At 63.3% G+C, this 24124-nt stretch carries 22 protein-coding genes; 13 read left to right on the top strand and 9 right to left on the bottom strand.

From position 1 onward, the window contains the following. Positions 1-301: 301 nt before the first annotated feature. The 5 genes from F8A90_RS04740 to F8A90_RS04760 form a co-directional block, all read right to left on the bottom strand. Positions 302-3433 carry an efflux RND transporter permease subunit gene (locus F8A90_RS04740; protein WP_200019220.1) on the bottom strand — a complete coding sequence of 1044 codons (3132 nt, stop codon included), beginning with the start codon at positions 3431-3433 and terminating at the stop codon, positions 302-304. Between the two features lie 100 nt (positions 3434-3533). After that, positions 3534-4742, bottom strand: coding sequence for an efflux RND transporter periplasmic adaptor subunit (locus tag F8A90_RS04745; protein ID WP_233593446.1), 1209 nt, complete (start codon positions 4740-4742; stop codon positions 3534-3536). Between the two features lie 316 nt (positions 4743-5058). Then, positions 5059-6279, bottom strand: a complete 1221-nt coding sequence (locus F8A90_RS04750) for an ArsA family ATPase (RefSeq protein ID WP_200019222.1) — start codon at positions 6277-6279, stop codon at positions 5059-5061. Beyond that, positions 6270-6590, bottom strand: a complete 321-nt coding sequence (locus tag F8A90_RS04755) for a cory-CC-star protein (RefSeq protein ID WP_200019223.1) — start codon at positions 6588-6590, stop codon at positions 6270-6272. Before F8A90_RS04755 ends, F8A90_RS04750 begins: the two co-directional genes overlap by 10 nt. Then, on the bottom strand, positions 6580-8328 hold the full coding sequence (locus F8A90_RS04760; RefSeq protein WP_200019224.1) for a carbon starvation CstA family protein: 1749 nt from the start codon (positions 8326-8328) through the stop codon (positions 6580-6582). The genes F8A90_RS04755 and F8A90_RS04760 overlap by 11 nt, the downstream gene beginning before the upstream one ends. Before the next feature lie 528 nt (positions 8329-8856). Between F8A90_RS04760 and coxB the strand changes: the two genes are divergently transcribed. From coxB to F8A90_RS04780, 4 genes are read left to right on the top strand one after another with little or no spacing between them, the layout of a single operon-like run. Further along, on the top strand, positions 8857-9963 hold the full coding sequence (gene coxB / locus F8A90_RS04765) for a cytochrome c oxidase subunit II (RefSeq protein ID WP_233593631.1): 1107 nt from the start codon (positions 8857-8859) through the stop codon (positions 9961-9963). Between the two features lie 30 nt (positions 9964-9993). Next, positions 9994-11646 carry a cytochrome c oxidase subunit I gene (gene ctaD / locus F8A90_RS04770; RefSeq protein ID WP_166019330.1) on the top strand — a complete coding sequence of 551 codons (1653 nt, stop codon included), beginning with the start codon at positions 9994-9996 and terminating at the stop codon, positions 11644-11646. Between the two features lie 26 nt (positions 11647-11672). Next, complete coding sequence (locus tag F8A90_RS04775) at positions 11673-12266, top strand: cytochrome c oxidase assembly protein (protein ID WP_200019225.1); 594 nt, start codon at positions 11673-11675, stop codon at positions 12264-12266. Further along, positions 12263-13123 (top strand): cytochrome c oxidase subunit 3, encoded by an 861-nt coding sequence (locus tag F8A90_RS04780; RefSeq protein ID WP_200019226.1) that lies wholly within the window; start codon positions 12263-12265, stop codon positions 13121-13123. The genes F8A90_RS04775 and F8A90_RS04780 overlap by 4 nt, the downstream gene beginning before the upstream one ends. A 17-nt stretch (positions 13124-13140) precedes the next feature. Here F8A90_RS04780 and F8A90_RS04785 read toward each other — a convergent pair whose 3' ends face one another. After that, positions 13141-13332 carry a DUF2909 domain-containing protein gene (locus F8A90_RS04785; protein ID WP_043337068.1) on the bottom strand — a complete coding sequence of 64 codons (192 nt, stop codon included), beginning with the start codon at positions 13330-13332 and terminating at the stop codon, positions 13141-13143. Here F8A90_RS04785 and F8A90_RS04790 point away from each other — a divergent pair. The 3 genes from F8A90_RS04790 to F8A90_RS04800 all read left to right on the top strand — a co-directional run bounded on the left by F8A90_RS04790 (position 13331) and on the right by F8A90_RS04800 (position 16323). Then, positions 13331-14155 (top strand): SURF1 family protein, encoded by an 825-nt coding sequence (locus tag F8A90_RS04790; RefSeq protein ID WP_200019227.1) that lies wholly within the window; start codon positions 13331-13333, stop codon positions 14153-14155. The genes F8A90_RS04785 and F8A90_RS04790 overlap by 2 nt on opposite strands. A 75-nt stretch (positions 14156-14230) precedes the next feature. Continuing rightward, positions 14231-14872, top strand: coding sequence for a hypothetical protein (locus F8A90_RS04795; RefSeq protein ID WP_200019228.1), 642 nt, complete (start codon positions 14231-14233; stop codon positions 14870-14872). A 302-nt stretch (positions 14873-15174) separates the two neighbouring features. After that, the gene (locus F8A90_RS04800; protein ID WP_200019882.1) at positions 15175-16323 is read left to right on the top strand and encodes a COX15/CtaA family protein; all 1149 of its coding nucleotides are present in this window, start codon (positions 15175-15177) and stop codon (positions 16321-16323) included. A 134-nt stretch (positions 16324-16457) separates the two neighbouring features. On the opposite strand, the gene F8A90_RS04805 is transcribed toward F8A90_RS04800, so the two are convergent. Together F8A90_RS04805 and F8A90_RS04810 are read right to left on the bottom strand one after the other, a co-directional pair. Continuing rightward, a complete protein-coding gene (locus F8A90_RS04805; protein ID WP_043337063.1) occupies positions 16458-16853 on the bottom strand; it encodes a glutaredoxin family protein in 396 nt (131 codons plus the stop codon). Between the two features lie 75 nt (positions 16854-16928). Further along, a complete protein-coding gene (locus F8A90_RS04810) occupies positions 16929-18008 on the bottom strand; it encodes a LysR family transcriptional regulator (RefSeq protein ID WP_200019229.1) in 1080 nt (359 codons plus the stop codon). Positions 18009-18139: 131 nt separating this feature from the next. Between F8A90_RS04810 and F8A90_RS04815 the strand changes: the two genes are divergently transcribed. The 6 genes from F8A90_RS04815 (at position 18140) to F8A90_RS04840 (ending at position 23536) form a co-directional block, all read left to right on the top strand. Then, the gene (locus F8A90_RS04815) at positions 18140-19345 is read left to right on the top strand and encodes a multidrug effflux MFS transporter (protein ID WP_225347735.1); all 1206 of its coding nucleotides are present in this window, start codon (positions 18140-18142) and stop codon (positions 19343-19345) included. A gap of 185 nt (positions 19346-19530) precedes the next feature. Next, on the top strand, positions 19531-20454 hold the full coding sequence (gene yegS / locus F8A90_RS04820) for a lipid kinase YegS (RefSeq protein WP_200019230.1): 924 nt from the start codon (positions 19531-19533) through the stop codon (positions 20452-20454). A gap of 132 nt (positions 20455-20586) precedes the next feature. Beyond that, the gene (locus F8A90_RS04825) at positions 20587-21042 is read left to right on the top strand and encodes an NfeD family protein (protein WP_200019231.1); all 456 of its coding nucleotides are present in this window, start codon (positions 20587-20589) and stop codon (positions 21040-21042) included. A 167-nt stretch (positions 21043-21209) separates the two neighbouring features. After that, the gene (locus tag F8A90_RS04830; protein WP_043337056.1) at positions 21210-22235 is read left to right on the top strand and encodes an SPFH domain-containing protein; all 1026 of its coding nucleotides are present in this window, start codon (positions 21210-21212) and stop codon (positions 22233-22235) included. 73 nt (positions 22236-22308) lie between these two features. Beyond that, the gene (locus F8A90_RS04835) at positions 22309-22767 is read left to right on the top strand and encodes a nucleoside deaminase (protein ID WP_166019339.1); all 459 of its coding nucleotides are present in this window, start codon (positions 22309-22311) and stop codon (positions 22765-22767) included. 220 nt (positions 22768-22987) lie between these two features. Next, positions 22988-23536 (top strand): hypothetical protein, encoded by a 549-nt coding sequence (locus F8A90_RS04840; RefSeq protein WP_166019340.1) that lies wholly within the window; start codon positions 22988-22990, stop codon positions 23534-23536. Positions 23537-23794: 258 nt separating this feature from the next. Here F8A90_RS04840 and F8A90_RS04845 read toward each other — a convergent pair whose 3' ends face one another. Beyond that, on the bottom strand, positions 23795-23998 hold the full coding sequence (locus F8A90_RS04845; protein ID WP_043335501.1) for a cold-shock protein: 204 nt from the start codon (positions 23996-23998) through the stop codon (positions 23795-23797). Positions 23999-24124: the final 126 nt, after the last annotated feature.

Here is a 24124-nt window from a genome sequence, read left to right on the forward strand (position 1 = left end):
AGGCGTGGCTTGAACATGCCTGCGGCTGCGCTCTCGAGGATGCGCTTCCGGGTTGTGCTTCATGGGATGTGCCGTCAGCGCTCTGGCTCCATGTGCACGCTGACCTGCGAAGGTGCATGAGCTGCGCAGGCAAACAGTGTTCGATAGTAGCATGATGCCGCAAAAGGCTGATGCCACTCAATGCTTGCCGCGTGAGCGCGCCTTTTTTGCCAGCCTGCAAACAGGCACGCCGCCCGGAGAGGGCGGCGTGCAGGGCCGTCACACAATGTGACGGCAATGAGGCTTCTGTCGTGATCAGCGATCAGACAAGGTCATCCTCCTGGCTGGCCGCTTCGTGGGCTCGTTTGAGCTCTTTCGGCTCCCCGAACACGCGGCGAACCACCACATAGCAGACCGGCACCAGGAAGATCGCCAGCACCGTGGCCGAGATCATCCCGCCGATCACGCCATTGCCGATGGCGTGACGGCTGGCGGCACCCGCACCCGTCGAGATGGCCAGTGGCACGGCACCCAGGGTGAAGGCCAGCGAGGTCATCAGGATCGGGCGCAGACGCATGCGTACCGCTTCCATGGTGGCGTCGATCAGTGAGCGGCCCTGGACCTCAAGGTCCTTGGCGAATTCTACGATCAGGATCGCATTCTTCGCCGAGAGCCCGATGGTAGTCACCAGGCCGACCTGGAAGTAGACGTCATTGTCCAGGCCACGCAGCCAGGTGGCGAGCAGGGCGCCGAGCACCCCCAGCGGGACGACCAGCATGACGGAGAACGGAATGCTCCAGCTCTCGTAGAGCGCGGCCAGACACAGGAAGACGAAGACCAGCGAGATGGCATACAGGTAAGGTGCCATGCCACTGCTCTGGGATTCCTGCAGCGAGATGCCGGTCCACTCCAGCGCCACGCCACCGCCCAGCTCATCGACCATGCTCTGCATCGCCGCCATGGCTTCACCGGTGGAGTACCCTTCCGCTGCGGTACCCAGCAGTTCCATCGCGGAGACCCCGTTGTAACGTTGCAGCTGGGGTGAGCCGAAGGTCCAGCTACCGGTGGCGATGCTCGACAGCGGGATCATCTCGCCCGCGTTGTTGTTGACGTACCATTTGTTCAGGTCATCGGGTTGCATGCGGGCCTCTGCCTGCCCCTGCACGTAGACCTTCTTGGTGCGGCCATTGTCCAGGTAGTCATTGACGTAGCTGGAGCCCCAGGCCGTGGAGAGCGTGGTGTAGACATCGGAAAGGTCAATGCCCATGGCGGTGGCCTTGAGTTCATTGATCTTGACGTTGTACTGGGGTCTGTCTTCCAGTCCATTGGGGCGCAGGCCGGTGACGGCCGGGTTCTGGGCGGCCATGCCCATCAACTTGTTGCGCGCCTGTGTCAGTGCCTCATGTCCGATGCCGCCTCGGTCCACCAGCATCATGTCAAAGCCCGTGGCATTGCCCAGCTCGCGAATGGAGGGCGGGTTGACGGCGAAGGCGAGAGCGCCTTTCAAGGTATTGAAATAGGCCTGAGCCTTGCCCACGACATCGAATGCCGAGCGCTCGCGCTCATCCCACGGCTTCATGTTGACGAAGGCCAGCCCCATGTTCTGGCCGCTGCCGGCGAAACTGAAGCCTGCCACGCTGAAGACCTGGATGACGGCATCGGACTGGTCGACCAGGAAGTGATGCTCAAGCTTCTTCATCACCTCGACGGTTTCCTGCTGGGTCGAACCGGCCGGCAGTACCACCTGGTTGAAAATGTTGCCCTGGTCTTCATCCGGCAGGAAGCCGGAGGAGATCTGGGTAAAGAGTGCCCCGCAGCCGAAGACAACCAGCACATAGACGATCATCGAGCGTCCGGTGCGCTTGAGCATCCCCTGGACACCCTTCTGATAGCGCGCGTTGGAGCGGTCAAAGGCGCGGTTGAACAAGCCGAAGAAACCGGTGGTCTTCTCCTTGGTCGGCCTGAGCAGCGTGGCGCACAGGGCCGGTGTCAGGATCAATGCGACCAGCACGGACAGCACCATCGCGGCCACGATGGTCACCGAGAACTGTCGATAGATCGCACCCGTGGTACCGGGGAAGAAGGCCATCGGGATGAACACGGAAGACAGCACGAGCCCGATACCGACCAGGGCGCCGGTGATCTGCCCCATGGACTTGCGTGTCGCCTCGAGCGGCGAGAGCTTTTCCTCATGCATCACGCGCTCGACGTTCTCTACCACCACGATGGCGTCATCTACCAGTAGCCCGATCGCCAACACCATGGCGAACATCGTCAGGGTGTTGATGGAATAGCCGAACAGCTCAAGGATGCCGAAGGTGCCAAGCAGCACGACGGGTACGGCGATGGTGGGGATGAGGGTGGCCCGGAAGTTCTGCAGGAACAGCAGCATCACCAGGAAGACGAGGCCGATGGCCTCCAGCAGCGTCATCACCACTTCTTCGATGGACAGCTTGATGAAGGGGGAGGTGTCATAGGGCACCTTGTAGGAGACCCCTTCCGGGAAATAGGGTGCCAGTTCGTCAAGACGCTGCTTCACTGCTTCCACGGTATCCAGCGCATTGGCCCCTGAAGACAGCATGACCCCCATGCCGGCGGCAGGCTTGCCGTTGTACCGCGTGATGACACTGTAGCTTTCCGCGCCCTTTTCCACGCGTGCGACGTCTTTCAGGTAAACCTGTGAGCCGTCTGCCTGTGTCTTGAGCAGAATGTTGCCGAACTCCTCCGGTGTCTGCAGCAGCGTCCGTGCCACGATGGTGGCGTTGAGCTGTTGCCCTGCCTCTGCCGGCAGGTTGCCGAGCTGACCGGATGTGGTCTGGCTGTTCTGTGTGTCGATGGCTGCCGTGATGTCACTGGGCGTCAGGGAATAGTTGTTGAGCTTGGCCGGGTCCAGCCAGATGCGCATGGCACCGGGGGCTCCCAGCAGGCGGGTCTCACCGACCCCATTGACACGCGCAATCTCGTCCTGGACGTTGGATGATACGTAATCGGCAAGCTCCTGGTTGGTCATGCTGTCGTCGTCCGAGACGAAGGCCATGGCCATCAGGAAGCTCGAGGAGGATTTGGTGACTTCGATACCTGCCGTCTGCACGCTGGTGGGCAGTCTCGCCTCAGCCAGTGACAGCTTGTTCTGCACCTGCACCTGAGCGATGTCGGAGTCCGTCCCGCTGGCGAAGGTCAGCGTGATGGCGGCACTGCCCGTTGAGTCCGAGGTCGAGGACATGTAAAGCAGGTTGTCGATCCCGGTCATCTGCTGCTCGATGACCTGGGTGACGGTGTTCTGAACCGTCTCGGCAGAGGCACCGGTGTAGGTGGCCTGAATCTTGATGCTGGGCGGGGCCAGTGACGGATACTGCTCGATAGGCAGCTTCAGAATGCTCAGCGTACCGCCTAGCATCACGATGATGGCGAGCACCCAGGCAAAGATGGGGCGATCGATGAAGAATCTGACCATGACGTTTGGGGCTCCTGAAACGTCGTTCGGGACATGCGACAGGTCCTGACCTTGCGGTCAGCATCTCAAGATGACCTGTCGCCCTGGTGTGCGACGAGGATCAGGTGGCCGGACTTTCGCTGCCGCCGTTCGAGCCCGTTGTCTCATCTTCCGCCACCGTGACGGTGGCACCTTCCTGGATCTTCTGCAGGCCACTGGTGATGACCCTGTCTCCCGTCTTCAGTCCCTGGAGGACGATCCACTGGTGATCGATGGCCTGGCCGGTCACCAGTTCACGGCTTTCCACCTTGTTCTCATCGTTGATCACCAGCGCTGTGGCCTTGCCGTCACTGTCGCGGCTGACCGCCTTCTGCGGTACCAGGATGGCATTTCTGGCCACTGACTCGACCAGACGTGCCTTCACGAACATACCGGGCAGCAGGAGTTCATCCGGATTCGGGAACAGTGCCCGCAATGTCACCATGCCGGTGCTTTGATCGACGCTGACATCGGTGAACTGGAGCTTGCCCTGATGCTCGTAGCGGCTGCCATCGTCGAAGATCAGTTCCACCATGGCCATGTCGGGAGCGGACGCGGCCTTGCCGTTGCTGGCCAGCTCACGCTTGATTCTGAGGATGTCATTGGCCGATTGGGTCACGTCGACATAGATCGGGTCCAGTTGCTGAATCGTCGCCAGAGCAGTGTCCTGGCTGGCAGTGACCAAGGCCCCCTTGGTGACGCTGGATTTGCCGATTCGCCCACTGATGGCGGCTTTCACGGTGGTGTAGTCGAGGTTGATCTGGGCACTCTTGAGAGCTGCCTTGGCGGAGGTGACATCCGCCGTGTCTTCACCGACGGTGGCGATGGCGTCATCGTAATCCTGCTGACTGACCATCTTGCGTGCCACCAGCGTCTTGTAGCGTTTCGCCTGCAGCTGCGAGGTATGCAGCGTAGCCTGGGCACGCTCAAGACTGGCCTTGGCACTATCCACGTCCGCCTGATAGGTGCGCGGATCGATGTGATAGAGCACCTGACCTTCCTCGACCACGCTGCCTTCAGTGAAATCACGCGACTGGATGACACCACCGACCTGTGGGCGAACCTCGGAGGACTGGTAGGCGCTGGTGCGGCCTGCCAGTTCATTGGTGATCGGGATGTCCTGAGCAGTGACCGTGAGAGCTTCGACTTCCGTGGCACGTGGGGCGCTCTGGGCCTGAGCGGAGGACGGGTCAGCATCCCCGCTCTCATTGCAGCCCGTCAGCAAGGCGCCCATCAACAGCAGGCCTGCAGACCACAAGGCCGGGCGGCGCTGAAGGCGGAGTTTCGGCAAGCGCCTCGATGGGCGGAGGTGACTCGGAGAAGTCGAGACCATGGAGAATCCTCAATGATGTTCTGCTGCACGAATACGTGACCACCGCCCTGAAGGCCAGTTGCCGACAGTGGGAGGCGAAGCGAATAAAGTGTTTAGCCAGCTATTCTATCGGAAGGGCATGACATATGTATGCACTTATTGTGCAACCCTCGGGGCGTGTCCTGTCAGGCAGGCGGAAAACGGCTTGCGGGGCTGGCACCGGCAGGTTCTCTGGTCAGCTGCGGGCCGTGATGGGGACGGTCCAGCCCTGAGGGTGAGCAGAGGCGGAGATGATTCACCTCTGGTGCTGCGGGTGATGTGCCGAAGTGCACGTCGTGGGATGGGGAGACCTGGCTTGACAGCATGAGCTGGCGTGGCGCCACGGCCGGAACGTCGAGAGTGCCGTGATCAGGGGGGCGAGGCTCTCCCTGTCTTCCGGCAGGCGTGACTGACGTGACAGGCGCAGGCAGGGGCGATCAGCGAAGGCCTCCTCCAGTCTGGCGGCCCAGTGTTGCTGCTGTTCTCTCCAGCTCGCGACCCAGTCAGCCTGTGCTTCCCCGGAGGAGGGCGAGCTTGCGCCCGACACCTCTGACGAGGCGTCCGGCAGGCACTGATTGATGATCAGACCGCCGACGGCCAGACCATGTGCTTCCAGCGCGTCTCGTGTTCGAGTTGTCTCCAGGCACGGCAGCTTCTCTGGCGTACTGACCAGAATGACGCGCGCCCGGCTGGCATCCGTCAGGCACCGACGCAGCGCTTTGTAGCGGGTACGACGTTGCTCCAGCGCCTCGCTGATCGGGTCTTCGGGGGCAGAAGATCCGGGCTTGCTGGCGGTGGCTGTCTGCTGACTGTCCAGCCACAGGCTGCGCTCCGCGACGGCTCGCCGGCGCTGGCCCAGCATGCCTTCCAGCCAGCCGCCCAGCACCTCCGGCAAGCTCAGCAGTCGGATGGTATGCCCGCTGGGAGCCGTATCGAACAGGATGTGTCGATACGATGAGCTGTCCGATGTCAGTGGGGCAGGCGGGGTAAGGATGATCTCGACCAGCGCATCGAAGAGTGCCGCTTCACTGGTGCCCGGCGCATGGCGCGCGAGTGCCAGCTGGCGCATCACCGTGGCGCTGCGCTCGCCACTTACCAGGGGGGCGATCCGCTGGCGTACCTCCTCGAGATAGCGCTCGCACTCCTGTTCGGGGTCCAGCTCCATCACATCCAGGCAGGCCGCGATGGCGCGCGGCCTGCCTCCCAGGTCCCCGAACAGATCGCCCAGATTGTGCGCCGGGTCCGTCGACACCAGCAGGGTCGGCTCGCCTTTCTCTGCCAGCGCCAATGCCTGCGCCGCCGCGCAGCTGGTCTTGCCGACACCGCCCTTGCCACCGAAGAACCAGATCTCGGGGCGGGGGATGGCGCCTTCCTCTTGCGTAACATGCGCCCTGCCGGGGTCGGAGCGGCCTTCGGCTGCATGCGTGCGGCGGGCACCATCCTGTCGGCGACACCGCCTGAGCCAGTTCAGCAGCATTTGATCCCTTCCAACGGTGAATGCTCGAGCCCCTGACGCAGGTGCCAGTCATGCATGCGTTCCAGCATCAACGGCAGCATCTCCAGCGAGACGGCAGGCGCCGGATTGGGGATGCCCATCAGCTCCGCAAAGCTCATCATCATGAAGATGTCCTCCTCCTCACGGGCAAGCTGCGCCAGGTCGCGCTGCTGGTTGACGCGCAGCATGGCCTCCCAGCCATCCCGCAGCTGAAGGGCGCCTGTCAGCAGGCGCCTTGTCAGACCCGGCTGGCGGGGTGATGACGCCAGCCGGGAGTCGTCATCAGCTCTCATGAGCGCTCACCCGGGCGGGAGACGTCAGGCTGCGGCTGGCCTCGAGCAGGATCCACAGCGCGAACACCATGATCAGGCTGCCGAAGGTGAACAGCAGCCATTGCGGGTCGTTGCTGCCCATGCCCGACCAATCCAGCACCACCTGCTGCACCATCGCCCACAGTGTCATGATCATCAGGAAGACCATCGGGGCCAGGGTATAGATGACAGGGCGTCCCTGACGCTTGAGCCATACCGACACCAGCATCAGCGAGATACCCGCCAGCAGCTGGTTGCTGGTACCGAACAGCGGCCACAGCAGGTAGCCACCGGAACCGAAGCCCTTGGGCCCCTGCGGCAGGATGACCAGTGCTGCACTGGCGATGACGGCGATGCTGGTGGCGACGTGCTTGTGGCTGAGTGCCGGCATGCCGTATTCGCTGCCCAGCTCCGCGATGATGTAGCGCATCAGGCGTACGGCGGAGTCCAGTGTGGTCGCCGCGAAGCTGACCACGATGACCGCGACCAGGGTGCTGCCGATGTTGGCAGGCAGACCGAGGTGCGAGATCAACTGACCGGAGCCCTGAACGAAGCTCGAAAGCCCATTGGCGCCGGCGGCGGCGAAGCTTGAATAGGTTGCGCTGAAGTCGGCCTGGCTACCGAACAGGGTGGCCACCGCGATGATGGAGATCAGCGCCAGCATGCCTTCGCCCAGTGCACCGGAGTAACCGATCAGGCGCGCATCCGGTTCATGCGACAGCTGCTTGGAGGTGGTGCCGGAGGCGACCAGACCATGGAAGCCGGAAATCGCACCACAGGCGATGGTGATGAACAGCAATGGATAGAACGACATCTCGGCATCGGCATTGAATGCCGGCGCCGTGAGGTGTGGACCGCCCACGGCCAGCCCCAGGTACAGCAGCACCAGTCCGACCACCAGCTGGTGAGAGTTGATGGTGTCGCGTGGCTGCAGCAGCTTCCAGACCGGCAGCACCGAGGCGACATAGACATAGGCCATCAGTGCGATGATCCACACCAGGAAGGCGCTGGCGATGGGCGAAAGGCCGAACAGCAGCGTGCCATCCTCACCACCGGCCATGGCGGTGAAGGTACCTGCCAGGTCGATCTGCAGGAACTCGAACTGGCCCGCCAGCAGCGCGGCGGCGTACATCACGATCAAGGCCAGTATCGAAGGAATCAGCATCTTGCCGCCGCGACGATAGACGCGATGGCCGATCCATACCGCCAGCGGGATCTGGATCAGCACCGACAGCACGCTGGCCGGGAAGTTGATGAACAGGTTGGCGATCACCCAGGCGAACACCGCGTTCAGCATCAAGACCAGAATCAGGATGATGAACAGGAACAGCAATTTGGCGCGCTTGCCGATCAGCTTGTCCGCCAGGGTGCCGACGGACTGGCCGCGATGGCGCGCCGACAGCGTCAAGGTGCCGAAATCATGCACGCCGGCCGCGAACAGACTGCCCAGCACGACCCACAGCACCGCCGGAAGCCAGCCCCAGTAGACCGCGATGGCCGGCCCGACGATGGGCGCCGCACCAGCGACCGAGGTGAAGTGGTGCCCCCACAGTACCCAGCGATTGGTCGGCAGGTAGTCGGTGTCATCGCGCAGCGCATGGGCTGGCGTCACGAAATTCGGGTCGAGGCGGAAGATGCGTTCGGCCAGAAAGCGGGAGTAGAAGCGATAGCCGATGGCGAAGGCAACGCAACCGAACAGGGCAAGCCAGATGGCGTTCATGGCAGATTCCGAGTGGCGTGGTGATGGATTGAGTAGGGCGTGCTGGCGTATGTCAGGTGTCTGGTCACATGCCGGAGGGCTTTCAACACGCTGGTGCAGATCGGCGTGACGCTAACATCGATAAATGTGCATATAACTTCGCCATTGGTCGCCCCGACGCACACCGTCATGTCGCCAGCAAACCTGCAGGATATTCCTGAATCGCCGCCTTCCTGCGTGGACTGAACGCAGAAGCGCGCCACTGCCTCGTGTTCCGGCGGTATCACGCGCGGGGTAGCCGTTTTTGGCTCGCTCTGCCTTGCGACCAAGGAGTATCAGTGGGTTGATCCGCGCGACCTTGTGTTCCGTCAGGCTCTTCTATACTCGAAGCAAGTCGGAGCACAGGGAGCCGTTCAGCGCCGTCATCTGGGTGAGGCTCTCGATAACAATGACAAGGAGGCGCCGATGTCATGGATCGCGGAATGCCTTTCCCGTGTCACCAGGCCAATGCGTCTGCGCTTGCGGCGTACAGTGACGCCCCTGTCACTGATGACCCTGTCACTGACGACCTTGTCACTGACAGCCCTTTCCCCTTCGGTGCTGGCAGTCGAATACAACATGCCGGTCGGGGTCACGGCCGTCAGCCGCGAGATCCACTCGCTGCACATGATCATCTTCTGGATCTGTGTGGTCATCGGCATCGTGGTGTTCGGGGTGATGGGCTACGCGATGATCAAGCATCGCAAGTCACGCGGTGCGGTATCGGCAAGCTTCCATGAAAATACCCGTATCGAGATTCTGTGGACCGCCATCCCGCTGCTGATCCTGGTGGTGATGGCGGTGCCTGCCACCGCCACGCTCAAGGACATGTACGACGCCTCCGAGTCGGCGCTGGACGTGAAGATCACCGGCCATCAATGGCGCTGGCAGTACGAATATCTGGGCGAGGATGTCGCCTTCACCTCAAGCCTCGCGACCCCGCGCGAGCAGATCAACAACACCGCCGCCAAGGGCGAGCATTACCTGCTGGAAGTCGACAACCCGCTGGTGTTGCCCATCAATCGCAAGGTGCGCTTCCTGACCACCTCCGCCGACGTCATCCACTCCTGGTGGGTGCCGGACTTCGGCGTCAAGAAGGACGCCATCCCCGGCTTCATCAATGAGGCCTGGACGCGCATCGAGACCCCCGGCACCTATCGTGGCCAGTGCACCGAGCTGTGCGGCAAGGACCACGGCTTCATGCCGGTGGTGGTCGAGGCGCTGCCGGAGGCCGAGTTCGACGAGTGGCTGATCGCGCGCAAGGCCGAAGCCGAGGCCGCGCTCAATGATGCCGGTCGTGACTGGAATCTCGCGGAATTGATGGAGAAGGGCGAGAAGACCTACGCCACCATCTGCGCCTCCTGCCATCAGCCGGACGGCCAGGGCATGCCGCCGGCGTTCCCCTCACTGGTAGGTAGTGCCATCGTCACCCAGGACATGCAGGCGCACATCGATATCGTGGTCAACGGCAAGGCGGGCACGCCCATGGCGGCCTTCGCCGATGTGCTGAGTCCGGTCGAGCTGGCGGCTGTCATCACCTATGAGCGCAACGCCTGGGGCAACGATACCGGCGAGCTGGTACAGCCAGCCGTCATCAAGGAACAGCTGTCTCAATAGCGTGCAAGCGACGCATTCAGGAGGCGTGTCATGGCCAGTGAACAGCCACGCAAGGCGGTACTTCAGGCCAGCGAGAGCGAGGGGGCTACCGCAGGCGGCGCTCATGTGGGCGAGGGTCACGGCAGTGCGCCGCGCGGCATGCTGCGCTGGCTGCTGACCACCAATCACAAGGATATCGGCACCCTCTATCTGATCTTCTCGCTGAGCATGCTGTTCATCGGCGGCATCATGGCGCTGGTGATCCGCACCGAGCTGTTCCAGCCCGGCCTGCAGATGGTACAGCCGGAGTTCTTCAACCAGATGACCACCATGCATGGGCTGATCATGGTGTTCGGGGCCATCATGCCGGCCTTCACTGGGCTGGCCAACTGGATGATTCCGCTGCAGATCGGCGCGCCCGACATGGCGCTGCCGCGCCTCAACAACTTCAGCTTCTGGCTGTTGCCAGTCGCCTTCCTGTTGCTCCTTTCCACCCTGCTGATGGAGGGCGGCGGCCCCAACTTCGGCTGGACCTTCTACGCGCCGCTTTCCACCACCTATGCGCCGCCCTCGACCAGCTTCTTCATCTTCTCGCTGCATATTGCCGGCATCAGCTCGATTCTCGGCGCCATCAACATCATCGCCACCATACTCAATCTGCGTGCCCCGGGCATGCGTCTGATGGACATGCCGCTGTTCGTCTGGACCTGGTTGATCACCGCCTTCCTGCTGATCGCGGTGATGCCGGTGCTGGCAGGCGCCATCACCATGATGCTGTTCGACATCAATTTCGGCACCAGCTACTTCAATGCCGCCGGTGGCGGCGACCCGGTGCTGTTCCAGCATCTATTCTGGTTCTTCGGGCATCCCGAGGTCTACATCATGATCCTGCCGGCCTTCGGCATCGTGTCCGCCATCGTGCCGACCTTCTCGCGCAAGCGGCTGTTCGGCTACGCCTCGATGGTCTATGCCACCGGCTCCATCGCGATCATGTCCTTCCTGGTCTGGGCACATCACATGTTCGCCGTCGGCCTGCCATTGGTGGCGGAACTGTTCTTCATGTACACGACGATGCTGATCGCGGTGCCGACCGGGGTGAAGGTCTTCAACTGGATCGCCACCATGTTCCGCGGCTCCTTGAGCTTCGAGCCCCCGATGCTGTTTGCGATCGCCTTCATCGTCCAGTTCACCATCGGCGGCTTCTCGGGGTTGATGCTGGCCATCGCCCCGGCGGATTTCCAGTACCACGACACCTACTTCGTGGTGGCGCATTTCCACTACGTTCTGGTGCCCGGCGCGCTGTTCGCGATTCTCGCCGGAGCCTACTACTGGCTACCCAAGTGGACCGGCTTCTATCCCCACGAGGGGCTCTCCAAGTGGCATTTCTGGCTGTCGGTCATCGGCGTCAACCTGACCTTCTTCCCGATGCACTTCTCGGGGCTGGCCGGCATGCCGCGCCGCATTCCGGATTACGCGCTGCAATTCGCCGACTTCAACATGCTGTCCAGCATCGGCGCCTTCCTGTTCGGTATCTCGCAGCTGCTGTTCCTGGTCGTGATCGTCAAGTGCGCGCGCGGCGGTGTCAGGGCGCCAGCCAAGGCCTGGGAAGGGGCGGTGGATCTTGAGTGGAGCGTGCCAAGCCCGGCGCCGCTGCATACCTTCGAGATTCCTCCGCAGACCCGTGATGGCCAGATCATCCGCTGACGATGGACAGCGGCCAGGAGAGTGACATGCCCTCACGCGATCCCGCAGCACAGCAGCAGGCGGTGGCACGCACCGTGCGGCGCACGCTGCTGGCGCTGGTCGCGATGCTGGGCTTCGCCTTCGCGCTGGTGCCGCTCTATGACGTCTTCTGCAACCTCACCGGCCTCAATGGCAAGGCCGCCAGTCAGGCCAGGGCCGCGGTGGCCATGGAGATCGACGAGAGCCGCTGGGTCTCGGTGCGCTTCATCACCCAGCAGGGGCAAGGTCTGCCGTGGACACTCGAGGCGCTGGATGAGCAGTTCCGCATTCATCCCGGTGGCCAGTACAGCGCGCGCTTCGTGTTCACCAATCACGCTGATCATCCGGTGCGTGGCCGCGCGGTCCCCAGTGTCAGTCCTGCCGAGGGCTCACTGCATCTGCGCAAGATCATGTGCTTCTGCTTCCAGGAGCAGACGCTGGCAGCAGGCGAGCGGCGCGAGCTGCCGCTGGTCTTTCAGGTCGACCCTGACCTTCCGGAGGGCATTCGTGATCTGACCCTGGCGTACACGCTCTACCCGGTCACGACGCCGTCATCCGCGGAGGACGATGGTGCAGAGCAATCTGCAGGAGGTGAAACATGAGCAGTGGCAGCTATTACGTCCCGGCCCACAGTGCCTGGCCCATCTTCGGCGTGCTGGCGGTGGGCGGCATGATGATCGGGACCGGAATCTGGATGGTGCACGGCAGCGCCGCCTGGCTGTCAGGCATCGGCCTGCTGGCCGTGGTGCTGGTGATGGCGGGCTGGTTTCGGGATGTGGTGCGCGAGTCGATGGGCGGCCTCTACGATGACCAGATGGACCGCTCGTTCCGCTGGGGCATGGCCTGGTTCATCTTCTCGGAATTGATGTTCTTCGCGGCCTTCTTCGGGGCGCTGTTCTATCTGCGAACCTTCGCGCTGCCCTGGCTCGATGGCGAGGGCGCCAAGGGGGTGACGGCGCTGCTATGGCCTGACTTCACCGCCAGCTGGCCCCTGATGACGCCGCCGGATGCCAGCATCACCGGGCCCAGAGAGCTGCTGTCCCCCTGGCAGCTGCCGCTGGCCAATACGCTGCTGCTGGTCAGTTCCAGTGTCACCCTGACGGTGGCGCATGAAGCGCTGAAGATGGAGTTTCGGCGCACGGCGCGCAACTGGCTGGCGGGCACCGTGGTGCTGGGGCTGTGCTTTCTGACCCTGCAGGGCATCGAATACTACGAGGCCTGGCACCACCTGGGGCTGACGCTGCAGGCGGGGGTCTATGGCGGCACCTTCTTCCTGCTGACCGGTTTTCATGGTCTGCACGTCACCATCGGCACCCTGATTCTGATCGTGATGCTGGTGCGCGTGGTACGTGGCCACTTCTCGAGTGAACGTCACTTCGCCTTCGAAGCGGCTGCCTGGTACTGGCACTTCGTCGATGCGGTATGGATCGGTCTGTTCCTGTTCGTCTATGTGTTCTGACAGCACACGGCGTGATGTCAGTCCAGCATTCCGGTGGAGAAGCCAATGACCAGCAGAATCACCAGACACACTGCCAGGCCAACCCGCCATTTGAGAGAGGTCAGCAGGCGTCGACTGCGGCTGCCATCGCGCAGCAGAAAACCGGCGCCGGCGACCAGGCTTGCCAGCATGCCGATAAAGACCAGTGCGATCAGCGATTTGAGCAGCATGTCACCTCCCGGGGCGCAGACAGTGGCGGGCGAGCAGAGCGCGGCACTCGCTTGTGACAGTCGAGCTCATCTGTCTGACAAGCGCAAGTCAGTGCCAGCGGCGCAGGCGTCTTCAACGGCGACGACGCAGGAGCGTCAGGTCGGGCGCGGCTGGTGGCTGTTCTGGGGATGCCTGATCGTGCTCGGCCTGTGTCTGTGCAGCTGGCAGGTGATGCGTGGCCAGGCGCGTGCCCAGCATCTGGAGGATACCGCCAGCGCGCCGGAGTTGGTGATGCCGACGGCGCCACCCGCCAGTGCCAGCCTGATCGAGCTGCGCGGCGAGTGGCTCGCGGAGCACAGCCTGTTGCTGGACAACCGCACGCTGGACAAGCGCCATGGCGTGGCGGTGCTTACACCCTTCCGAACGCTGGATGGACGCTGGTGGCTGGTGGAGCGCGGCTTCGTGGCATCGCCGGCACCCCGCAGCGACCCGGAGTTCACGACCCCGACAGGCCCCGGGGTGATCAGTGGTCGCTGGCAGTGGCTGAACGGTCAGGGCAATAGCGGTGGCCCATTGTTCGGCCCCAATCGCGAGGGGCAGCGCCTGCAGCAGGTCGATCTGAGCGCCTGGCAGGCGCTGGGCACACCGGCCTTTGCGGGTGTCCTGCACCAGACCGGCGGGGAGGGGCGATTCCTGCCCTGGTGGCAGCCGAGCAACATGACGCCCGAGCGCCATTACGCCTATGCGCTGCAGTGGCTGGGGCTCAGCCTGGGGGCGGCGGTGGTCATGATTCTGGGCGCGCGCCGTCAACGTCAGTCCGCGCTGCGTCAGCGCCAGGCCTAGCGTCTGGTGTCTGTGTCTTGGGTCTGTTGTCCGCACGCCCGGGCAAGCAGGGAAGCCGTCGTCAGGAGGAGAGCGATGACACACGTGATGCGACAGCGTCTGAAACTCGTGGCCTTGCTGGGGCTGTTGTCCGCCCCGCTGCCCTTGGCGTGGGCCATGCTGAGCGCACAGGTCGGGATTCCCGAAGGACGGGTGGCAAACGGTGCCCTGTTGCCAAAGGTCAAGCCGCTCACGGACTGGTCGCTCGACTACCTCGTGACAGAGAACGCCACTGACAACGTCACCGGAAATGCCACAGGAAACGCGACTGACGGCGCTGTTAGCGCGAAGGAGGCCCCCGGCATGCCGCCGCTGGCCGCCAGAGGCGCGGATGAGCAGCGTTTCTGGCTCAGCTGGCCGGAGCCGAACCAGCCGCAGCTGGCTGCGGCGCAGGCCGAGCGCTGGTGGCGCCTGCATCGCGCGCTTGGCAAGGAGGCGCCACGCCTGGGCCGCCTGGTGGTGGCTGAAAAGGCCTTTGTGCACCCCCAGGTGCCGGGCGAGCAACGCGCGCTCGGGCGCTGGCCGGCACCGAACGACGCCACTTCCGCGCCGCACCAATTGCGCCTGATCGACCCTCACGGGCAGGTCGTGGTCGCCTATGGGCCCGAAATCATGCCGCAGGCCGTGATGAAGGATGTGCGCCGGCTGCTCAAGCGTAATCCGGTCGCGCCTCGCTAGGTCGGGCCTCGCTAAGCCGCACCTCACCAGGCCGCGCGTGCTCTTCTTTCGCTTCACCAGGGAGATATGCCATGTCTCGCCTCGCCATGCAGAAGCGCTATCCACCGCGGGCCTGCGCCGTCTCGCGGGCCCGCCAACGCGGGGCGGCGTTGCTGCCCCGCCCGCCATTTCTGCGTCACGCCACCACGGATGAAGCCTCAGCTGCACCGGCCTTCTCGATGGCGACGTCTGGTCTGACGTCTGGGCTGACGCCTGACCTGGTGAATGGCCCTTCCGCCCGACAGGTCGCTGATCTGCAGGTAATGGTACGCCTGTGGCGCAGCAGTCAGCGTCTGGTCGCCAGCATGCTGGGCCTGGTTATTCTGGTGATCGGACTGGGAGCCTGGACGCGGCTGGTGGATGCCGGTCTGGGGTGCCCCGACTGGCCGGGCTGTTATGGCGCTCTGGTCGTGCCGGATGCCCGGACCGCGAGTCTGCACAGCCCGCATCATCCGCTTGAAGGCTACAAGGCGTGGGCGGAGATGATCCATCGTTATGCGGCGAGCCTGCTCGGGCTTGCGGCAATGGCATTGCTCGCACTGGGCTGGCGGATACGCCGTCGGGAGACTCGTCAGTGGCAAGCCTTGAGAAATGGCAGCGTCGCGTTAGCGACGGCGAACCGCTGGGGAGCACAGGCGCGCACTCGTTTTCCCTTGGCCGGCTGCTGGCTGTTGTTGGGCATGCTGTTGGTTCAGGGCGCGTTCGGGGCCTTTACCGTGACGCTGAAGCTGTGGCCGCAGGTGGTGACGCTGCATCTGCTGGGCGGTCTGAGCGTATTGAGCCTGCTGCTGTTGCTGTGGCTATCACTCAGACGGCGGGCGGCGCACCTCACGGTGACGGCTGAGCGACACAAGGCGGGAGCTGATGCACCTGGCATCCGGCGTCAGCCTTGGCTGGCCGCTCTGGCTGCGGCTCTGCTGCTGGGGCAGCTGGCCCTGGGGGGCTGGACCTCGAGCAATTATGCCGGACTTGCCTGTGAAGGTTTCCCGACCTGCAATGGTGCCGCATGGCCGGCGATGGACTGGGGAGAGGGCTTCCACCTGACCCAGGATGTCGGCCCCAGCTATCTGCACGGGCAGCTGCATGGTGAGGCGCGCACGGCCATCCACATGGCGCACCGTGGCGGGGCCGTGCTGCTGGGGGCGGTGCTGTTGGCGCTGTATTGGCGCCAGCGCCGCCACTTGTCGGCGCGGACGGCAGCCCCTGACAACCCCTGGCGCTGGGCGCTAGCGTGTTGGCTGGTGCAGGCAGGCCTGGGGATCGCCAATGTGCTGTGGTGGTTGCCGCTGGATCTGGCGCTGGCGCATACCCTGGGGGCCGTCGCGCTGACGCTGGCGATGGTGTGGGCGATGGATCGGATGCGCCAGGCGACTCGCCGCAACCGGGCATCCGTCTCGCAGACGCTGGCCTGATGAGAGGCAAAAGGTGGGCAAGACGGTAAGCAGAAGAGAGACACCCAAGCGCGCGTGATCGCGCTCACCAGACCGCAAGAGGCCGCTCCCATGAGCGGCCTCATGCGGTCTGAATCGTATTAGCCGTTATCCTGTCAGGCGGCGCTACCGAAGCGCTCCTGCAGGTAGGCATTGATGGTGTCGGATTCGTACATCCACTCTTCGCGACCATCGTCATGTGTGATCAGCAGGCACGGTACCTTGACGCGGCCGCCGCCCTGTTCGAGGGCCTGGCGGTGAGTGGCGTTGTGCTGGGTATCGCGCTGCTCGACGTTCAGGTTCAGCTGATGCATGCGTTTGCGCACCTTGATGCAGAACGGGCAGGTCGAGAACTGATATAGCGCCAGCTTGGCCGTCTCGGCGTCCACCTCGGCCTGCTGGGCGGGGCTACGCTCGAGCGCGCTGCCGCGGGTCAGCTTCTCGCTGAGCAGCATGAAGGGAGCCAGCACCAGACGCAGGGTGCGGAAGAACAGGCGGATGATGGAGCGCATGGCAGAACCTCATGGGACGTGCGGGTATCGACGCCAGTGCCGCAGCGCGGGTGGCGAATTCACAATGGCGCCATTCTAGAGCTCAGCGGCCTCGGCGTCTTCCCCATGCGCGTTGCGGATGTGCGTCAGCAGAGACTGTCGCAACCAGCGGTGCCCGGGGTCCTGCTCGTGGCTGGCATGCCAGATCAAGCGGTAGCTGAGTGCGGGCAGGCGCATCGGTAGCTCTAGGATCGCCAGCCCGTGCAGCTCGCTGCTGGCCTGGGCAAAGCTTCTGGGGGCGCAGAATACCAGCTCGCTGTGCGCGACGATGCTCAGGGCATCGCGGAAATCCGGAACCAGCACGCTGATGCGGCGTGGTGCGCCGTGCTGCTCCAGCCGCTCATCCAGCGACCAGCGTGAGCGCCCCTCGCAGGTGGCCTGCACATGACTCAAGGCCGCGAATTCGCTCAGCGTCATCGGTGTCTGGCGCCGCGTCAGCGGATGATCACGCCGTACCAGAATCACATGGTCGTCGCGCCACAGCAGGCGCGATTGGAAGCCAGCGGGGAGGGCAGGCGGCTCGCCCGGGGTCTCGGCGCTGTGATCGTGTCCGGCAAGCCCGATATCCAGCTGGCCCTTTTCCATCAGGCTCAGGCAATCGGCCTGCCAGCGACTGATCTCGAGGCTGCCATGCGGCAGTGCATCGGTCAGTGCGCGCGTGCAGGATGGCATCAGGGTCGCCCAGGCACTTTCCAGTACCGCCAGCTGAAAGCGCCGCTGGCTGGTGGCGGGGGTGAAGGTGGCAGGGGCGCTCAGGTTCTCGAGACGCGAGAGCAGCTCGGCCAGCTCACCGCGCAGTGACAGGGCACGCGCAGTGGGGCGCAGACCGTGGCGTTCGCGAATGAAGAGGGCGTCATCAAACATGACGCGCAGGCGTGCCAGACTCTTGCTGACGGCAGACTGCGAGAGGTGAAGACGGCCCGCCGCGCGCGTCACGCTGCACTCTTCCAGCAGCACCTGCAGCACCTGCAGCAGATTGAGGTCGATGCGCGTGTTGAAGGGCGTGTTGAAGGGCGTGGACGCTGGCGCTGAGCCCGAAGACACAGCCAGTGAAGACGCGGCTGGAGACTGGGCGGCAACCGGCCTTGCGGGTGTCTGCGGGGCTGTCGCGCTCATGAGTTTCTCCAGTGGAATATCAGGCCTGAAATAATATCATTTTGCTTCATAAGTCGCAGGCGCTAGGCTCTGCGGATTCTTGATGGCCCCTCTGTCGGGCCGCCCTTGGCTTCTGACTCTCGAGATTATCCATGTCCGTGTCTTCCTCTGCTGCCGCAAGGCCCATGCCCAATGCACGACTATTGCTGTTGCTGCTGGTCGGCTGCGTGATGTTCTCGCCGCTGGCGATCGATATCTATCTGCCCTCATTGCCGGCGATGGCGCGTGAATTCGCCCAGCCCACCGATGTGATGCAGATGACGGTGACGCTGTTTCTGGGCGCTGTGGGTGTCGGGCAGATTCTGGTCGGCCCGCTGACGGACCTCTACGGGCGGCGTCCGGCGCTGTTGGGTGGCGCGACGGTCTATCTCGTCGGCGCGATGGTCGCCGTGCTGGCTCAGGACATCAGCATGCTGTATCTCGGGCGTATCCTGCAGGGACTGGGGGCATGCGCCACAGTGACGGTGGCCTTCGCGGCCGTGCGTGACTGCTACACGCCGGAGCAGGGCGCCAGAATGTACAGCTATCTGAATGGTGCGCTGTGCATCATTCCGGCGCTGGCGCCGGTGCTGGGCGGCCTGCTGGCGGTGCAGTTCGGCTGGCGCTCCAACTTCCTGTTCATGGCCGCCTTCGCGCTGTGCGTCGGCCTGATGGCGTGGAAGAGCTTTGGCGAGACGCGCCCTGCCACGACGGTCGTGGAGCGTCCGCTGTACAACTGGGCGCGCTACCGCCCCGTACTGACCAGCTGGCGCTTCCTGTATCAGGCGCTGGTCGCGATGGCCGCGATGAGTGCCATCCTGCTGTATGTGTCGTCGTCCTCCGAGCTGCTGGTCGAGCGCCTCGGCCACTCCGAGCTGGTCTTTAGTGCCCTGTTCGGCGGCAATGCCGTGATCAATATCATCACCTTCTTTTTCGCACCGCGCGTGATCACTCGTCTCGGCCGTCAGCCCACCGTGCGTCTGGGACTGGCGATCATCCTGCTCTCCGGCCTGATGCAGGGTGCCGCCTTCGCCTGGCTGCCATTGTCTGCTGCTGCCTTCATGGTGCCGGTGGCAGTGCTGTCAGTCGGCTTCTCGCTGGCGCTTGGTGCGGCGTCAAGCCTGGCGCTGGAGGCCTTCGCCGAGCGTGCCGGCACCGCGGCGGCGCTGCTCGGCAGTATCCAGCTTGGCGGTTCGGCAGTGGTGGCAACGGCATTGCTCAATACGCCGCTCGCCCCTCAGCAGGGCCTGCTGCTGATCAGTGTGGTGATGGTGCTGCCGTTGCTGCTGTTGGGCGCGCGACGTCAGCCGGGCGTCTAGTCGGTATGACCGGCCGGTATGACTGCCCAGGGCGACTGGCCGTTGCCACTGACCGGTGGGACTGGACAGGCATGAAGGATTCGCTGGTTGGCGACAGCGGCGGGCCGCAGGGCAGAGATGGTTCATTGAAGGCCCCTGACCAGAGTATGCTTGTTGCTCGATCCGCATGTCGCCAAGGAGGCACCATGGAATCAGCGGCGCGTGTGCGCGTGATACTCAACGGGGACAAGGCTCAGCAGCCTGAGCTGCGTGAGGCCATCTTCGCTCAGCGTGAGCGTATGGCAGGGCTTGAAGTGCGGTTGACCTTCGAGGGAGATGACGTCGCGAGACTGGTGAGCGAGGCAGTCGCTGAAAGCGTCACGCGGCTGGTCGTTGGCGGCGGTGATGGCACCCTCAACCTGATCGCCAATGCATTGATGCAGCATCCACTCGCGAGGCGCCCGGAAGTCGCGATTCTGCCGTTGGGCACCGCCAATGATCTGGCGACCTCGCTCGGCATCCCCGAGCCGGTGACGGAATCGCTGGCGCTGGCCTGTGAAGGGGAAGTGCGAGCCGTCGATGTGGTGCAGCTGGATGATGCCTACTTCCTCAACATGGCCTCGGCGGGCTTCGGTGCCGAGGTGACGCGCTCGACGCCCGGTGGCCTCAAGAAGCTGTTCGGTGGCGGGGCCTATTCGCTGATGGGCGTGCTCAAGGCGTGGGACTTCCGCCCTTACCGTGGCAGCGTGACCCTCAACGGAGTGGAAGAGGAGCTGGCGTTGTTCGTGCTGGCGATCGGCAATGGTCGTCAGGCGGGCGGCGGGCAGGAGCTGGCGCCCCGGGCGTTGCTCGATGATGGCTGCTTCGATGTGCTGGTGATCCGCGACTTCCCCATCGCGCGGGTGGGTGAGGTGATCGAGGAGCTGGAGTCGCTTCCCGACAACGGCCATTTCGTGCGGTATGTGCGCACTGACTCGCTGCACTATCGTGGTGAGTCGCTGCCGGTGAATCTCGATGGCGAGAGCTACCTGATCGAGAACAGCGAATTCCAGCTGATTCCCGGCGCTCTGCGTCTGGTCGCCCCTCAGGGCGCCGCCCTGATGACACACGGGCCATTGAGCGCCGGCTGAACCATGAGGGCTGGCTGGTACATGAGCGCAGTCTGAGGTTTACTCAGGCTGCGCTCGTTGCGTTGGTGGCAGCGTATTCTTCCAATCTCTCAGCCGAGCAGGGCGGGAGCCAGGACTTCAGGGAGTGATTGCATGGTCGGTTTGGCGGCGTGGCATATCTGGGTCATCCTCGCGTTGATTCTGGCGGGGCTTGAGCTGCTGGGCGCGCAGTTCGTGCTGCTGGCGCTGGGTGTCAGTGCCCTCGGGGGTGCTCTGGCGGCAGGGTTGGGGGCGGGACTCAACCTCCAGTTGATCAGCGTCGCGATCACGGCCCTGGTGCTGGTGCCGCTGTTCGTGCGCAAGATCCATCCCTATCTGTTGCCCAAGACGCCCTACGGTACCCTGGGCAGTGGCGCGGAGACCGGGCAGCTGGCCAAGGTGATCATCGGCAACGGCGGCAGACCTGCCGTACGCGTGTCAGGCAATGAGTATCCGCTACGCTGGGAGGGGGAGACGCCGCCGGCAGCGGGGGACACGGTCAGGATCGTCAGCGTCGAAGGCATCACCGTCTGTGTCGAGCCCGTCTCGAAGGAGACTGTTTCAAAGTAGTCTGCCTCGAAGGAGTCTGTGGAGTAGCGCCTGTCTCGAAAGAAACTGGCACAAGGACGCCATGAGGTCGCGGCTCGATGGCGCGGTCGTGGTAGTAGCGGGTCAAGCATGATCGGATATCTCACAAGGGCTTGCGGATACGGCCCAGTTCAAGGGAGTTGAGCAATATGATTATCAGTCCGGGACTCATCATCATTCTTTTCATACTGGCGCTGGTGGTAATTCTGCTGGCCAAGGGGTTGATGATCGTCCAGCAGTCAGAAGCCGTCGTCATCGAACGCCTCGGCAGCTATAGCCGCACACTGGAATCCGGCGTGAATCTGGTGATTCCCTTCATCGACAAGCCGCGCTCGATCACCATTCGCCGTTATCGTGAGGTCAAGGGTGACAATCTGCCGTTGGTGGTGGAAGAGACGCGCATCGATCGCCGCGAGACGGTGATGGACTTCCCCGGCCAGAGCGTGGTGACCACGGACAACGTCACCGTGACCGTCAATGGGGCGCTCTACTTCCAGATCGTCGATCCCAAGCGCGCCGTCTATGAAGTCGAGAACTTCACCCAGGCCGTCGAGGTACTGGCCAAGACCAGCCTGCGCTCCGAGATCGGTCGCATGGAGCTCGACAAGCTCTTCGAGAGCCGCAAGGAGGTCAACGACGCCTTGCAGATCACCATGGATGAAGTCGGTGACAAGTGGGGCGTCAAGGTGACGCGCGTCGAGATCCAGGACATCAGCATGCCCGAGGAAGTCGAGGATGCCATGCGGCTGCAGATGGCGGCCGAGCGCAAGCGTCGCGCCACGGTGACCGAGGCCAATGGCCAGCGCGAAGCCGCCATCGCGACCGCCGAGGGCGAGAAGCAGTCTTCGGTGCTGCGTGCCGAGGGTGACAAGCAGGCCGCGATTCTGCGCGCCGAAGGTGAGCGTCAGGCCATCTATCAGCTGCGCGATGCCATCGGTGCCGAAGACCCGCAGCTGGTGGTCGGCTACATGCTGGGCCAGAAATATCTGCAGGTGCTGCCGGACATGGCGCGTGAGGGTGATCGTGTCTTCATCCCCTACGAGGCCTCTGCCTTGCTGGGTGCCATGGGCAGTTTCCGCGAGCTTGCCACTGAAGTCGGCGAGCCCACCAATGCCAGCAATGAAGGGCTGAGACGCGCCCGTCAGATGATGACAGGCGAAGCGGGCCTGGGCTGAGTGTATTGTGCCAAGCAGTGAGTGGCAGTAGGCTGCCGCTCCACTGAATATTCACCGCATCTGGAGCAAGACGATGACAGCACTTACTACCGATCATGAGCGCTTCCTGCAGGCCGCCATTGAAGAGGCGGAAAAGGGCTACGCGGCTGGCGGCGTGCCGATCGGCTCGGTACTCGTCCATGATGGCAAGATCATCGGTCGTGGCCACAATCAGCGCCAGCAGAAGGGCAGCACGGTGTTGCATGGTGAAATGGATGCACTGGAAAACGCCGGTCGCCTGCCGGCCAGCGTCTATCGTGAATCCGTGCTCTATACCACGCTGTCACCGTGCCCGATGTGCAGTGGTGCCATCCAGCTCTACGGTATCCCGCATGTCGTGGTCGGTGAGAACCACACCTTCATGGGCGCGGAAGACCACCTGCGTGGCCTGGGCGTCAAGGTCGATGTTGTCGACAACGCGCGCTGCCGTGAACTGATGGCGACCTTCATTCGCGAGCAGCCGGACGTCTGGAACGAAGATATCGGTGAGTGATCGCGGTGCGGTTGTTGGTGGTAGCTGATGAAAAATGGTGTTCGTTAACACTATTCTGCTGTGAAAAGGGCAAAATGCTTGAAAAGCTGTCGGTCTGGCACCATGTCTTGGGTATCAGGCGCCAAGCCACGCTTTCGCTTGCATGACTACACGACCTTTGTTGCAATGCCACTTGCAGGAAACAGGGGCTGGCAACTCCCCACCTATCATGGAGAAGACGATGAAACTCAAGCAATGGATGATTCCCGCACTGGCCGCTGGCCTGTCTCTGGCCATCGCTGGTTGCGATAACGGCGATACTGACAAAGCTGCCCAGAACGCCGAGACCTCTGCCGAGCAGAGCGCCGAGCAGGCTGAACAGAGCGCCGATCAAGCGACTGACGCCGCTGCCGAGAAGATGGACCAGGCAGCTGACGAAGCGGCTGCAGAGATGGATGACGCTGCTGACAAGGCCGACAACATGGCTGACGACGCTGCCGAATCTGCCGATGCCATGGGCGACGAAGCTGCTGCCGAGAGCGAAAGTGCCCTTGAAGCAACCAAGAACGCTGCTTCCGAGACCTATGAGTCCGCCAAGGAAGGTGTCAACGACGCCGCTGACGCCACTGCCGATGCTGCCAAGAACGCCTATGACTCCACCAAGGAGCAGGCTGCCGAGCTGACCGACTCCGCTGAGCAGTCTGGCGACAACGCTGCTGCCGAAGCGAACGAGAAGATCAATGCTGCGCAGCAGGACGCCAACGAGTCCATCGACGAAGCGCAGCAGTAATCACTGGCCAGCGAATGCTGGCGTGATGCCTGTCGCAAGCCGTGTCACTGGCTGAGTGCGAGTGACATGGCCGCCGATACAAGAACGCCGTGACCCCCTGGGTCGCGGCGTTCTTGTATCGGCGATGATTCGTGAAGCATGAGTCAGGCCAAGGCCTGGCCACAAAAAAGCCCGCCAGAAGGCGGGCTTTTCCATGACTGTCTTGCTGCCATCATCAGGGCGCCGGTGAGGGCGGCCTGACCAGGCTGATCGAGAAGATCAGACCGGCTTGATGTTTGCGGCCTGAAGGCCTTTCTTGCCCTGGGTGACGTCGAAGGAAACCTTCTGACCGTCTTGCAGGGACTTGAAGCCTTCTGCCTGAATTTCAGAGAAGTGCGCGAACAGGTCATCGCCGCCGTCGTCCGGAGAAATGAAGCCGAAACCTTTGGTGTCGTTAAACCACTTGACTGTGCCAGTTGCCATGATTCTTTCCTTGCTTACGAGATGATGTTGGTGGTCTGCCCATCAGACCAGAGTGCGTTGGTGCGGCTAGGGGGAATTCCACCAGAGAGACGCGTTGCGTCCAGCGACGACATCCTTTCCTGCTTG

It is taken from the genome of Cobetia sp. cqz5-12, assembly GCF_016495405.1.
Classification (GTDB): domain Bacteria; phylum Pseudomonadota; class Gammaproteobacteria; order Pseudomonadales; family Halomonadaceae; genus Cobetia.

Bases quoted from the DNA above. Each gene is read 5' to 3' on its own strand.
- F8A90_RS04740 (WP_200019220.1), bottom strand. From the start codon at position 3,433: ATGGTCAGATTCTTCATCGATCGCCCCATCTTTGCCTGGGTGCTCGCC.
- F8A90_RS04750 (WP_200019222.1), bottom strand. From the start codon at position 6,279: ATGCTGCTGAACTGGCTCAGGCGGTGTCGCCGACAGGATGGTGCCCGC.
- F8A90_RS04755 (WP_200019223.1), bottom strand. From the start codon at position 6,590: ATGAGAGCTGATGACGACTCCCGGCTGGCGTCATCACCCCGCCAGCCG.
- F8A90_RS04760 (WP_200019224.1), bottom strand. From the start codon at position 8,328: ATGAACGCCATCTGGCTTGCCCTGTTCGGTTGCGTTGCCTTCGCCATC.
- coxB (WP_233593631.1), top strand. From the start codon at position 8,857: ATGACCCTGTCACTGACGACCTTGTCACTGACAGCCCTTTCCCCTTCG.
- ctaD (WP_166019330.1), top strand. From the start codon at position 9,994: ATGGCCAGTGAACAGCCACGCAAGGCGGTACTTCAGGCCAGCGAGAGC.
- F8A90_RS04775 (WP_200019225.1), top strand. From the start codon at position 11,673: ATGCCCTCACGCGATCCCGCAGCACAGCAGCAGGCGGTGGCACGCACC.
- F8A90_RS04780 (WP_200019226.1), top strand. From the start codon at position 12,263: ATGAGCAGTGGCAGCTATTACGTCCCGGCCCACAGTGCCTGGCCCATC.
- F8A90_RS04790 (WP_200019227.1), top strand. From the start codon at position 13,331: ATGTCACCTCCCGGGGCGCAGACAGTGGCGGGCGAGCAGAGCGCGGCA.
- F8A90_RS04785 (WP_043337068.1), bottom strand. From the start codon at position 13,332: ATGCTGCTCAAATCGCTGATCGCACTGGTCTTTATCGGCATGCTGGCA.
- F8A90_RS04795 (WP_200019228.1), top strand. From the start codon at position 14,231: ATGACACACGTGATGCGACAGCGTCTGAAACTCGTGGCCTTGCTGGGG.
- F8A90_RS04800 (WP_200019882.1), top strand. From the start codon at position 15,175: ATGGTACGCCTGTGGCGCAGCAGTCAGCGTCTGGTCGCCAGCATGCTG.
- F8A90_RS04805 (WP_043337063.1), bottom strand. From the start codon at position 16,853: ATGCGCTCCATCATCCGCCTGTTCTTCCGCACCCTGCGTCTGGTGCTG.
- F8A90_RS04810 (WP_200019229.1), bottom strand. From the start codon at position 18,008: ATGAGCGCGACAGCCCCGCAGACACCCGCAAGGCCGGTTGCCGCCCAG.
- F8A90_RS04815 (WP_225347735.1), top strand. From the start codon at position 18,140: ATGTCCGTGTCTTCCTCTGCTGCCGCAAGGCCCATGCCCAATGCACGA.
- yegS (WP_200019230.1), top strand. From the start codon at position 19,531: ATGGAATCAGCGGCGCGTGTGCGCGTGATACTCAACGGGGACAAGGCT.
- F8A90_RS04825 (WP_200019231.1), top strand. From the start codon at position 20,587: ATGGTCGGTTTGGCGGCGTGGCATATCTGGGTCATCCTCGCGTTGATT.
- F8A90_RS04830 (WP_043337056.1), top strand. From the start codon at position 21,210: ATGATTATCAGTCCGGGACTCATCATCATTCTTTTCATACTGGCGCTG.
- F8A90_RS04835 (WP_166019339.1), top strand. From the start codon at position 22,309: ATGACAGCACTTACTACCGATCATGAGCGCTTCCTGCAGGCCGCCATT.
- F8A90_RS04840 (WP_166019340.1), top strand. From the start codon at position 22,988: ATGAAACTCAAGCAATGGATGATTCCCGCACTGGCCGCTGGCCTGTCT.
- F8A90_RS04845 (WP_043335501.1), bottom strand. From the start codon at position 23,998: ATGGCAACTGGCACAGTCAAGTGGTTTAACGACACCAAAGGTTTCGGC.